The sequence below is a fragment of the Bradyrhizobium sp. STM 3562 genome, assembly GCF_045571435.1.
Taxonomy (GTDB): domain Bacteria; phylum Pseudomonadota; class Alphaproteobacteria; order Rhizobiales; family Xanthobacteraceae; genus Bradyrhizobium.
In genome coordinates this window covers 4,816,805-4,829,199 of the sequence record NZ_CP120694.1, presented here as the reverse complement: position 1 = coordinate 4,829,199, position 12,395 = coordinate 4,816,805, and the positions used below count along the sequence as shown (strand labels likewise).

The 12,395-nt window shown below is 61.1% G+C and carries 10 protein-coding genes; 8 read left to right on the top strand and 2 right to left on the bottom strand.

Features of this window, described 5'->3' with window-relative positions:
• Nucleotides 1–62 precede the first annotated feature (62 nt).
• Nucleotides 63–548, bottom strand: coding sequence for a MarR family winged helix-turn-helix transcriptional regulator (locus tag P6U23_RS22435; RefSeq protein WP_407174767.1), 486 nt, complete (start codon nt 546–548; stop codon nt 63–65).
• Nucleotides 549–796: 248 nt separating this feature from the next.
• On the opposite strand from P6U23_RS22435, the gene P6U23_RS22430 reads away from it, so the two are divergent.
• The 7 genes from P6U23_RS22430 (at nt 797) to P6U23_RS22400 (ending at nt 8,141) form a co-directional block, all read left to right on the top strand.
• Complete coding sequence (locus tag P6U23_RS22430; RefSeq protein WP_407174766.1) at nt 797–1,996, top strand: ABC transporter substrate-binding protein; 1,200 nt, start codon at nt 797–799, stop codon at nt 1,994–1,996.
• 136 nt (nt 1,997–2,132) lie between these two features.
• The gene (locus tag P6U23_RS22425; RefSeq protein ID WP_407174765.1) at nt 2,133–3,104 is read left to right on the top strand and encodes an amidohydrolase family protein; all 972 of its coding nucleotides are present in this window, start codon (nt 2,133–2,135) and stop codon (nt 3,102–3,104) included.
• 20 nt (nt 3,105–3,124) lie between these two features.
• The gene (locus P6U23_RS22420; protein ID WP_407174764.1) at nt 3,125–3,919 is read left to right on the top strand and encodes an Asp/Glu racemase; all 795 of its coding nucleotides are present in this window, start codon (nt 3,125–3,127) and stop codon (nt 3,917–3,919) included.
• The gene (locus tag P6U23_RS22415) at nt 3,916–4,734 is read left to right on the top strand and encodes an alpha/beta fold hydrolase (RefSeq protein WP_407174763.1); all 819 of its coding nucleotides are present in this window, start codon (nt 3,916–3,918) and stop codon (nt 4,732–4,734) included. The genes P6U23_RS22420 and P6U23_RS22415 overlap by 4 nt, the downstream gene beginning before the upstream one ends.
• Before the next feature lie 27 nt (nt 4,735–4,761).
• Entirely contained in the window at nt 4,762–5,820 is a 1,059-nt protein-coding gene (locus P6U23_RS22410; protein ID WP_407174762.1) for a 2,5-dihydroxypyridine 5,6-dioxygenase, read from the top strand.
• The gene (locus P6U23_RS22405) at nt 5,817–6,455 is read left to right on the top strand and encodes an isochorismatase family protein (RefSeq protein ID WP_407174761.1); all 639 of its coding nucleotides are present in this window, start codon (nt 5,817–5,819) and stop codon (nt 6,453–6,455) included. The genes P6U23_RS22410 and P6U23_RS22405 overlap by 4 nt, the downstream gene beginning before the upstream one ends.
• Before the next feature lie 81 nt (nt 6,456–6,536).
• A complete protein-coding gene (locus tag P6U23_RS22400) occupies nt 6,537–8,141 on the top strand; it encodes an MFS transporter (RefSeq protein ID WP_407174760.1) in 1,605 nt (534 codons plus the stop codon).
• A gap of 111 nt (nt 8,142–8,252) precedes the next feature.
• Here the strand turns inward: P6U23_RS22400 and P6U23_RS22395 are convergent, their stop codons facing one another.
• Nucleotides 8,253–8,738 carry a DUF992 domain-containing protein gene (locus P6U23_RS22395; protein WP_407174759.1) on the bottom strand — a complete coding sequence of 162 codons (486 nt, stop codon included), beginning with the start codon at nt 8,736–8,738 and terminating at the stop codon, nt 8,253–8,255.
• 1,119 nt (nt 8,739–9,857) lie between these two features.
• Here P6U23_RS22395 and P6U23_RS22390 point away from each other — a divergent pair.
• On the top strand, nt 9,858–12,140 hold the full coding sequence (locus P6U23_RS22390; protein WP_407174758.1) for a TonB-dependent receptor: 2,283 nt from the start codon (nt 9,858–9,860) through the stop codon (nt 12,138–12,140).
• The last annotated feature ends 255 nt before the right edge of the window (nt 12,141–12,395 follow it).

Below are 12,395 nucleotides of genomic sequence, written 5' to 3'. Positions count from 1 at the left end.
CAGCAATAAGCGCACATTAGGGAAGTATACTGATGAATTTTGCGATCCATTGACCGTCGCCATCACTCGTCCTCCCGCGCCTTCTTTCGGCGACGTTCGGAAGTGGCGGATGCCTCGGGCAGGCTGTATTTGCTGTTTCCTTCGATCAGTTCCGTCACCATCGCAAGAAATGCCGAGCGGAATTCCGGGCGCAGCGGAGCAAGGAAGCGATCCTGCGCGCGGCGCATGCTGTCGTACATTCGCTCCGCAATGTCCTCGCCTTCCTTGGTCAGGAACGCGACCATCGACCGGCGGTCCACCTTGCTCCGTTCGCGGCGCACCAGACCTCGTTCGGACAGACGATTGAGTACGTCCGCAACGTTCGTGCGGTCGATGCCGACTTCGCTGCCGAGCGTGACCTGATCGATCCCGGGATTGTTGAGCAGGGCGGTGATGAGGCCGTACTGCACCGGAGTGATCCCAAATTCCTGGCATTCCTCCTGGAAGATTGCGGAGTGGATCTGATGCAGCCGGCGTACGAGGTACCCCGGGCGCGACGACAGCGGCATGCGCGCGGTCTCTACCTTGGCTTCGCTCCTCGACGGTTTGGTCATCGGTTGCTTCTTCAACGTGCACGTCCTTCCACTTTTAAGCAGGCGGTGGCCGCAAATTGGGCTGCCGGCCTATTGACATCCGCTGCTGGATCATAAATGCTCAGTATACATCGTTTTATTACGAGCGTTACCATCGAACCGGGCTGACCCCCGTTAGCAAATTCAAGAAACGAATGGAACGCGCAGCTAAGGGGAAGGAAGCCATGGGCAGATTCGTGCCATCGACGCTCGCGTTCATTTTAATGTTGGGACTCGGACCGGCCAAGGCGGGGCCGGACGCCATCAAAATCGGCGTGCTGAACGACCTCAGCGGGGTTTATGCCGATCTCGGCGGGCAGGGATCGGTGGCGGCCGCAGAGATCGCTGTCGAGGAATTCGGGCCCACCGTTCTCGGCAAACCGATCAAGGTGATTTCGGGAGATCACCAGAACAAGCCCGACGTCGGCGGGCAGTTGGCGCGCCGCTGGTTCGACGTCGAGAGCGTCGACATGGTAATCGATTTCCCGAACTCCGGTGTTGCACTTGCCGTGCAGGAGATCGCCAGGAGCAAGAAGAAGATTGCGATCTACTCCACTGCGGCCACGATGGATCTCACCGGCAAGGCTTGTTCGCCGACGGGCTTCCAGTGGACATACGACAACTATTCCAACGCCGCGGGCGTGGCCTCGGCTCTGGTCAAGAAGGGCCTCAGTAGCTGGTATTTCATCACTGTCGACTATGCATTCGGGCTCTCGCTGGAGGCTGAGGCATCCAAGGCCGTGAAGGCGGCCGGAGGCACGGTCGCCGGCACGGCGCGGCATCCGCTCAATACGCCGGACCTCTCGTCGTTCCTGCTCCAGGCCCAGTCGTCGAAAGCGAAAGTCATCGCGCTGGCGAACGCCGGTGGCGACACCGTCAACGCCGTGAAGCAGGCGCACGAATTCAACATTGTCGAGAGTGGGCAGACGCTCGTTACGCCAGTCACCTTCATCACCGACGTGCACAGCCTCGGTCTCGCGGTCGCGCAGGGACTTACCTTCGTGACCGGCTACTATTGGGATCTGAACGACCAAACCCGGGCCTTCGCGGAAAAGTTCTACAAGCGGCGTAATGCGATGCCGACCATGGCGCAGGCCGGCGTCTATTCCGGCGTGCTTCACTATCTCAGGGCCGTCAAGGCGGCCGGCACCGATGATGGGCCGGCGGTGGCAGAGAAGATGCGGGCCATCCCGGTGCGGGACGCCTTCACGCAGACCGGCACGGTGCGGGCCGACGGGCGCATGATCCATGACATGTACCTCGTCGAGGTCAAGAAGCCGTCGGAGTCGAAGGCGCCGTGGGACTATTACAAGGTGCTCGCGACCATTCCGGCTGACGAGGCTTTCAAGCCGCTCGCCGACAGCGATTGTCCGCTGGTGAAGTAACGCTAATGCGGCGCCTGCGACTTGCTCGCGCGCCAAGGTGAACGCGACTCGATGCCCGTGCTGACTTTGACGGAAGACGTCCGTCAAAGCGCCGGCTGACTTGTCCACTCAATCTCGAAGCTGCGGAACGACTGCGATGACGGCCAGACGAATTCGAAAGATCGCTCTTGAAGAGCACTTCACCGCGCCCGGATTCGAGACATATTCGAAGGTCTTCACCAGCCTGATGGGCTCGGCGACGCAGTCCGAGCTGTCGTCGCGGCTCACCGATTTCGACGACATTCGCCTTGGCGAGATGGATCGTGCCGGTATCGACGTTGCGGTTCTGTCGCAGACCGGGCCGAGCGTGCAGGCCGAGACCGATGTCGACACCGCCATTCGTCGGGCCGCCGAGAACAACGATTTCCTGGCCCGGCAGGTCGCCCGGCATCCGCACCGCTACGCCGGCTTCGCATCGCTTCCGATGCATTCGCCGCGCGCAGCGGCAGCGGAATTGTCGCGCGCGGTCGAAACGCTCGGTTTCAAAGGCGCGCTGGTTAACGGGCATACCAACGGAATCTATTACGACGCGCCGGCCTACGACGAGTTGTGGGAGCGCATGCAGCAGCTTGACGTTCCGCTCTATCTCCATCCAACGGATCCCTTGCCGATCACCAAGGCCTACGAGGGACATCCCGAACTTTCAGGTGCCGTGTGGGGATGGGGTGTCGAGACCGCGACGCACGCGCTCAGGCTGCTGTTTGGCGGCGTGTTCGATCGCTTTCCGCAAGTGAAGATCATCCTTGGTCACATGGGCGAGGGGCTGCCGATGCTGCGGTGGCGGTTCGACAGCCGCTTCGCGGTCTATTCGCACGGCGTGAAGCTGGCGCTGAGGCCGTCCGAATATTTCGGGCGCAACATCGTCATCACCACGTCAGGGGTCTGCTCTCCGGCGGCGCTCGCCTGCGCACTCGCGGAAATGGGCGACGACGCCGTCATGTTCTCCGTCGACTATCCGTACGAGTCGACGGCGATTGCGGCTGATTTCATCGAAAGCGCTCCGCTGTCGGATGACACCCGGGAGCGGGTCTGCTCACGAAATGCGGAGCGCATCCTGAAACTGGGCTGATTATCCTCGGAGATACGACAATGCAGAGAGTCTTTCGTATCGGTCAGATCGTGCCGAGCTCGAATACTACGATGGAGACCGAAATCCCGGCGATGCTCGGTGCGCACGCGCTCGTGCATGGCACGCGCTTCACATTCCATTCCAGCCGGATGCGGATGAAGACCGTAAAGAAGGAGGAGTTGGCGGCGATGGACAGCGAGTCCGATCGCTGCGCGATTGAGCTGTCAGACGCACGCGTCGACGTGCTGGGCTATGCCTGCCTTGTCGCCATCATGAGCATTGGAAAATCCTATCACCGCATCTCGCAGGAGCGGCTTCATGGCCGTACGGTTGAAAACGGCGCGCCAGCGCCAGTCGTGACCAGTGCGGGAGCCCTGGTCGACGCTCTGCATGTCATTAAAGCGAAACGTGTAGCCGTCGTCGCGCCATACATGAAGCCGCTGACGCAGCTCGTCATTGATTACATCGAGCAGGAAGGGGTCAAGGTCACCGACTCCCGGGCGCTCGAGATCCCCGACAACATCCAGGTGGGACGTCATGATCCGGCGAGGCTCCCCGGGATCGTCGCAGCAATGAACGTGAAGGACGCAGATGCCGTTGTTTTGTCGGCATGCGTGCAAATGCCGTCGTTACCATCGATCGCCGAGGTCGAGGCGCGGACCGGAAAGCCCGTGATCACGGCGGCGGTCGCCACGACCTACGCCATGCTCAGGGCCCTGAACCTCAGCACCAGGGTGCCCGGTGCAGGCGCGCTACTGTCGGGCGCCTTCGACGATCAGGCCATCGCGCCTCGCGCCGCGAGCGTTCACGCATGAGCACTTTCCAGTACGGCGCAAACATCCACGCCAACGGGATCAGGCAGCACTATTTGCGCTACGGGCAGCACCGGCCGGACCGCGACGCAGTGATCGTGTTGCCGGGAATTACAAGCCCCGCGATTACATGGGGCTTCGTTGGCGAGCGGTTCGGTCGGCACTTCGAGACCTACATCCTGGACATCCGCGGCCGCGGCCTCTCGCAGAGCGGAGCGTTGCTCGATTATAGCCTTGATGCCCAGGCCGCCGATCTGGTTGGCCTCGCGGCGGCCCTGGGACTGGAGCGCTATTCCGTGGTCGGACACTCCATGGGCGCGCGGATCTCTATCCGGGCCGCGAGCGCTCGCCCGGCAGGTCTGGCGCGGCTTGCTCTCGTGGACCCGCCGGTCTCGGGACCAGGGCGAAGGGCTTATCCAGCGAAATTGGACTGGTACGTAGATTCCATCCGGCTCGCTGCGCAAGGATGTGATGCAGATGGGATGCGCGCGTTCTGTCCGACTTGGACGGATGATCAGCTTCGGCTCCGAGCGGAATGGCTGCATACCTGCGATGAACGCGCGGTCTGCGCGAGCTTCGATGGCTTTCACAGCGACGATATCCACGCAGATCTTCGATCAATCAACGTCCCGGTGCATTTGATCGCTGCCGGCCGCGGCGACGTGATCCGCAAAGAGGATGTCGTTGAGATTCGATCGCTGCTTCCGTCGATCACGTTTACGCGGGTAGCGGCCGCGGGTCACATGATCCCGTGGGATGACGAGGAGGGGTTCTACGCCGCTTTCGAAGATTTCCTCGGTACGCGGTTGGATGCCTAGAAACATGGACCAGCAAGGAGAACGAACATGTCGGTCAGTGATCACGATCTGATACAGGCCTGGAAGCAGGTTCTCACGCTTTCCAAGCTGCAAGCGGGGCAGCTCGTCACGGTGCTGACGAGCGCCTCGACCCATCCGCAGACTCTCTCGACCGCGATCGTCGCCGCTGCATCGATGGGCGCGATCGTCAACCGCCTCGACTTGCTTCCGGTGAATGGAGACAAGGCGCTCAGCCGCGACTCGCTAGCCTATCTCGGCACCACGCCGTTGACAGGCAATCGTGCGGCAATTGCGTCGCTGAAGGAGAGCGATCTCGTTCTCGACCTCATGACCCTTCTGTTCTCCCCGGAGCAGCACGAGATTCTGAAAGCCGGCACCAAGATCCTGCTCGCGGTCGAGCCTCCAGAGGTCCTGGTTCGCATGGTGCCGACGCTGGCGGACCGAGCGCGCGTGATGGCGGCGAGCGCCAAGCTCGGCAAGGCGAAGGAGATGCACGTCACGTCTCCTGCCGGAACTGACGTCCGCTTCAAGCTCGGCCAATTTCCGGCAATCAGCGAATACGGGTTCGTCGACGAGCCCGGACGCTGGGACCATTGGCCCAGTGGGTTCGCCCTGACCTGGGCGAACGAAGGGGAGGCCGAAGGAACGATCGTGATGGAGAGGGGCGACATCCTCCTCCCGATGAAGTCCTACATTCACGATCGCATTCACTTCAAGATCGAAAAGGGCTTCGTGACGTCGATCGACGGCGGCGTCGATGCCGAAATTCTCAGCGAGTACATGGCCTCATACAACGATCCGGACGCCTATGCGATGTCGCATATCGGTTGGGGGCTGCAGCCGCGCGCGAAGTGGTCGACGCTTGGCCTCTATGATCGCGAGGCGACGATCGGCATGGACGCACGCGCGTTCGAGGGCAACTTCCTGTTCTCGTTTGGTCCGAACAACGAAGCCGGCGGCAGCCGAACCACGGCGTGCCACATCGATATTCCGATGCGCAACTGTACGATCGCGCTCGACGGCGAGGAAGTCGTTCGCAAGGGCAGGGTGCTGGACGGTGGCCCCGTTAGAGAGGCCGCGGAATGATCGACGAGACGCAGACCTATCGACGACAGGGGTTCGGCAAGGATCTCGATCTCAGCGGCCCGTTTGGGCTGCTGATCATCGATTTCGTCAACGGATTTCTCGATCCTGCCGTATTCGGCGGCGGCAACATCGCCGCCGCCATGGAGAGAACGATGGGGCTGCTGGGCGAGGCGCGCCAGCGAAAATGGCCTGTCGCGCATTCACGGATTGTCTTTGCCGATGACGACAGCGACGCCAACGTGTTCGCGATGAAGGTGCCGGGACTGCTCGCGTTGAAGGAGCACACTCCGAACAGCGCGATCGTTCCGCAACTTGCGCCGGCAAGCGGCGAGCTGGTCGTACGCAAGACCGTTCCGTCGGCGTTTTTTGCGACGCCGCTGGGGCCCTGGCTGACGCAGAAAGGTGTTCGCACGCTCCTGGTCGCGGGTTGCGTGACCAGCGGTTGCGTCCGCGCCAGCGTCGTTGACGCCATGTCGCTGGGCTTTCGGCCGCTGGTTGTCAGGGATTGCGTCGGTGACCGCGCAATCGGACCCCACGAAGCAAACCTGTTCGACATGGCGCAGAAGTGTGCGTCTGTCATGGATCTCGATGAGGCATTGGAGCGCATCACGGGGGCGGGAACCGCGACAGGTTAGGAACGGCCGCAATCGCCCGTAAGGAGCGGCGGAGACCTCATGGGTAAATGACAAAAGGGAAATGATGGTGGGAGGGACTGTATGACGGAGATGCTTCAGCAGATCAGCGTGACGCGCAGCGGATCGGCGATGACCGCCGAAGAGAGGAAGGTTGTTCTGGCGTCGTCTTTCGGTGCGCTACTGGAATGGTACGATTTCTATATTTACGCCGCGCTCGCGGTCCAGCTCGGAAATCTGTTCTTTCCTAAGGGCAACGAGACCGCTGCATTCCTCGCGAGCCTTGCGACGTTCGGTGCCGGCTTCCTGGTCCGGCCGATCGGCGCCCTCGTGTTTGGGCGACTGGGAGACATGGTCGGCCGGAAGAAGACGTTTCTGGTGACCATCCTTCTGATGGGCATCGCCACGGTTGGTGTGGGGGCGCTTCCGACCTACGATCAGATCGGGATCGCCGCAACCTACGGCCTCGTCACCCTTCGCCTCCTGCAGGGGCTTGCGCTGGGCGGCGAAGTCGGCGGCGCCGTGACCTACGTTGCGGAGCATTCGCCGGTCGACCGGCGGGGCGCCTATACGAGTTCGCTCCAGACCACGGCCACGTTGGGGCTGCTGAGCTCCATCATCGTCGTATATTTCCTGAAGGTCGTTCTCTCCGATGTGCAGTTTAGGGAATGGGGCTGGCGGATGCCGTTCCTTTTCTCGCTGTTGATGCTGATCATCTCGGTCTATTTCCGAGCCAAGCTGCAGGAGTCGCCGACATTCCGGAAAATGAAGGCCGCCGGGACGACGTCGAAGGCTCCGGTCGTCGAGAGCTTTGCGCACGCCACGAACCTTAAATGTATCGTGCTTCTCTTCATTATCGCGGCTGGCCTGGGGGCGATTTTCGGCACCGGTCACTTTTATTCGATGTTCTTCCTCAACAAGACCCTGAAAGTGCCGATCGAGGAAGTGCAATTGCTGATCGGCCTTGCGCTGGTGGTCGTCACCCCGCTCTATATTGGCTTCGGCTGGCTCTCGGATCGGATCGGCCGCAAGCCGATCATGATTGCGGCGTGCCTGCTCGCGACGGTAACGATCCAGCCAATCTTCAAGGGGTTGACCCACTACGCCAATCCGGCGCTCGAGCGTTTCCTCGAGAGCACCGACATCGTGGTCAGCGCCCGTGATTGTCATTTCCGCCTGTTTGCCGAAGCGACCACGGAATGCGACAAGGTGACGGGCTACCTGACCGACCTCGGTGTTCAGTATCGATCGACAGAGGCGGCCCAAGGGCAACCAACGACGACCCGCATTTCGGGCCGGGTCGTTGAGGGCTTCAATCCCGATGCGCTCAAGCAGGCCCTGGTGTCTGCCGGATGGCCTCAGGTGGCGGACCTTTCCCGCATCAATCGGCCTGCTGTGTTCGGGCTGCTGTTCGTGCTCGTGCTTTATCTCGCCATGGTGTACGGGCCTATGGCCGCCTTCATGGTCGAGCTCTTTCCAGCGCGCATTCGCTACACATCACTGTCGTTTCCTTTTCACATCGGCGCGGGCTGGGTAGGCGGGATGCTCTCATTCGTCGTTTCGGCGATGAACGTATTTACGGGCAGTCTGTATTATGGGCTGTGGTACCCGGTCGTAGTTTCCGGCTTGGCGTTCTTCGTTGCAGTTTGCTTCATGCCGGAAACAAGAGGGCGAGACCTCGATTCCTGATCGGGGCAGGCGGCTTGTAAGCCATTGGCGTGGAGCACTTCAGTATTGCTCCACGCTATCCAGCGCTCCCCGCGCTACGCTTTGCACGCCAGCCTCGCTCCAGCGCGCCGGCTACCTTCCGGGCCGAAGCTCAAGGCTTTCCAGGCCTGCAGCTACGCTTAAGCCGACGGCATCCTCTACACTCACCGGCTGCAGTGCGATGGAATTGTTTGAACCGCCGAGCAAGACATTGCCGCCCACGCCGATGCCGACCACCGCACTACCGTCGACACCGGCGTAGTTGCCGGCGAGGTCGCCCGGTCCAAGTCGCGCTGTCGGCGCAAAAACATTCCAGGCGAGCTTGGTCTCCTCGGTGAGGCCGATATCGAGACCAACCTTTTTGATGACGGCGATGTAATGGCCTTCAGGCATGCCGTCGACGTGCAGCACGCATCCCAGATTAGTTTCCGATCCAATGATGAAGCCGACACTGGCCCCGCCGCGGCATTCAAGCAGCCCGACCTGCACGCGCTCACTCGGCTGTTGCGCCGGACTGGCTCGGAAGGACGCAGCGAGCATAGTCATAGCGGTAGCGGCAAGGACGGTCGAAAGACGCATGGGAAAACTCCTGCTACTGGCTTGCGAATGACAGGACAAGAAGACTCGACGCAGTGATCGGCATCGATCTCAATTGGCTTGGAATCTAACCGTCGGCCAGGCAGCCGCGATGCGTTGCCGGACCGATGGCTGGTGCGGACTGATCAATGGGCCGTAGTACTGGGCTCGCACGGAGGCTTGCTCCAGGGCCGAGTGGCGAATGCGCCAACGTCCGGAGCCCGCGCGCAATTTGAGGCCGACGCCGCGTGGGCCTTCTTAACATGTCGCGACTTTGCCTGGCCCTCTCGAGCCGTAAGAGAGCTTGCGAGGGCCGCAATAACGAGGCCAATCGACAAGAGCTTGAGCGTGGTCACCGAGGATCTCCATGCGATTAAAGAGGAACGACAATCGGGAACAGAACTAAGCAGAAGCACCGCGGGTGTATTTCAGATCCGCACGCCGTTGCTCAGAATACAGGGGCGACGCGGAAGCTGATTGCGCGCCTGTTCGTTTGGACAGAGTTTGAGCAGATAACATCGATCACCAAATGGCGAGCAGAACTGTACTCGCAAGGTAAGAAACATCTCATGAAGGGCCGGAGATCTGATGCTGATCCCGCCCAACGTACCCTTTCGGTCAATCAGATCGAGAGGAATGATGATGATCATTTTGTAGACTGAGTTTGCGTCCACTCGACCATCAGCACGGCATAGTCATCAAAGCCAACTTGAGAGGGAGCATGGGGCGGGCGAGAGCGCTCTCATCCGTCGCTCCTGCAAAATTTCAACAGCATTGATTTGGAATCCTTCAAAACCATCTTTGGAATCTTTTCCGAATACGGTGTCGGCCTATTCGAGTCCTCGATGGTTGAGACATTCTAAGTCGCAGCGCACGCATTTGCGTTGCTGTCACAATAGCGCCTCTCTAAAGAGGCGGTGCAGATCGCTGGCGGTCGGAGTTAGCCGATAAGGCACAGGCAAGCACCCCGGAGCGCGAGTCTGCAGGGGAGCTGATTCACAAGGCCGATAAGTGTCGCCGTGCTCGGACGCGGAGAGCGGATCTCCGATCCGCAGTCATTGCGGGCCGAGCCTAGGACCATCTTACGTTCGGCGACGTGCTGTTGATGGGGTCTTTCTGGAAATGGGACTTGCAGGTGGGGGTGGGGCGGTAGGTCGCTTCGGTGCGACACTGCTGAGTGGAGTGGCGTTGCTGGCGTGGTTCGAATCGCCCGCTCAATCCCAAACGTCGCAAGGCGGCATCTCCCTTCCACCCGTTACTGTCGATGCGCCGACCCGACAGTCGGTCCGCCGTGCACCGACCAAACGAAATGCCGCCCAGGTCCGATCAGCTTCACGCCGCGCCCCGGTGTCTGGCGCTCCGCAAGTCGAAACGGCCGCCGTGCAATCGCAGCCGTGGCGGTCGGGTGTCGTGCCCGCCTTTGCAGGCGGCCAGGTCGCTCAGGGCGCGCGGCTGGGACTGCTCGGAAACACCGACACCATGAAGTCGCCGTTCAACGTGACAAGCTACACGGACAAGTTCATCCGGGATCAGCAGGCGGCGACGGCTACCGATGCCTTGATCCTGGATCCTTCCGTGCGCAGCTCCCACCCGACGGGCGGTATGGTCGAATCGTTCAACATTCGCGGCTTCCCCGTCAACGAAGGCAACAACGGTGAGTTCGCCTTCGACGGCCTTTACGGGATCGCGCCGAACTACCGCATCTTCACGGACTACGTCGAGCGCATCGAAGTGCTCAAGGGCCCCTCAGCCGCGCTGTCGGGCATCGCACCCAATGGCGGCGTCGGCGGCGTCATCAACGTTGTACCTAAGCGCGCGGGAGAGGACTTGACCCGCTTCACCATGGATTATGGCTCGGCCGCTCGGTTCGGCGGTCACTGGGATGTTGGAAGGCGTTATGGTGACGGCAAGGAATGGGGCGTGCGCACCAGCGGCAGCCTGCGCGGCGGCGACACGCCCATTGACCGTCAGTCCGAAACGACGGGGGTCGGATCGCTGGCCCTCGACTATCAGGGCGAACGGTTCAGGTCTTGGCTCTACGTCATCGCCCAGACCGATCGGTTCGACGCTCCCTTGCGTCCCTTCCTAATTGCTCCCGGCCTTCAAGTGCCGAAGGCGCCGGACGGTCGGCTGAACGTGACGCAACCCTGGGAATGGTCGCGCATCAACGATCAGTCTGCCTTGTTGCGCACCGAATACGATGTAACCGATCAGGTTACGCTGTTCGCCGACATCGGCGGATCGCGGACCGACGTCGAGCGATTCTTCGGTCTTCCGACGATCATCAACACACGCGGCGACACGACCTCGACCCCCCAGTTCTTCGGCCTGACCGTTGATCGAGGCACATACGATGGCGGCGTCCGTGCCGGCTTCGATACTGGTTTCGTCCACCATGCCGTCGCCTTCCAGGCCTCGGTTTATCAGGACGTTCTCTACCGGCGGCTCACCAATGGCAGTCTTGTCGCGTCGAACATCTATAATCCGACCGTGGCGCCAACCCAGTTCGCGAACGAAATCAGCGGTCGCCCTCGGCTCTCGGACAGTGATCTCACCGGGCTCTCGATTGCCGACACCTTGTCCGTGCTCGATGAGCGCATCCTGTTGACGTTGGGTGTGCGGCGCCAGGGCATCGAGGCCAACAACTACCTCTCGAATGTCGGAACACTGACCTCGTCCTACGACAAGAGCGCGACTACCCCCGTGGTCGGCCTCGTCATCCGCCCCCGGGACAACGTCTCTCTGTACGCGAACTACATCGAAGGCCTAAGCCGGGGCGATGTAGCGCCCCAAGCTGCTTCCAATTTCGGCGAAGTGCTCCCGCCCTACATCGCCAAGCAGTACGAGGTCGGCATCAAGGTGGGCTTCGGCAGGGTCGCAACCACCTTCAGCGCCTTCGAGATCTCGAAGGCGAGCGGCGAGCTGTCCGCCGGGCGCTTCGCGGCGACCGCCGAACAGCAAGTCCGTGGGCTCGAGTTCAACGTCTACGGCGAACTCATGGCCGATGTTCGGATCCTGGGAGGCTTTTCGCTGCTGGATGGCACCCTAACGAAGACTGCAATTGCGGCGAACATCGGCAATACGCCGATCGGCGTTCCGAGCGTGCAGGCCAATATCGGAGCCGAATGGGATCTTCCCTTGGTGACGGGGCTCACTTTGAATGGGGCACTCATCTACACGGGCAAGCAGTTCGTCGATACAGCGAACACACAGCCGATCCCGGATTGGACGCGGCTTGATCTCGGCGCCCGCTACACGACACAGATCAACGGCCGGAAGACGGTTTTCCGCGCAAACGTCCAGAACGTGACCGGTGCGGATTACTGGTCCAGCGTGGCCTCATTCGGAACGTTCTTCCTCGGGGCACCGCGCACGTATCTCCTGTCGATGACCGTGGACATGTAGTCGCTGCTGTTAAATCCGGGGAACCATCGCCCCTTGGTAGGACTGGGCCGGTGAGCGCCTCCGGTTTTAGCGGAAGAAGTGCGGCCGCGATGTTCGGTCGCGCGACAGGAAAATTCCTTGCAATTTAGGGATATCTTCAAGGGGATCACAACCGGCCTGCTTTATGCCGCTCCCAAGGCGTGGGGCGTGGGGCGCGAGGCTCATGGTCCTCGATTTGAGAACAATCTATGTTGTCGCTTCGTTAACCTTGGCGTT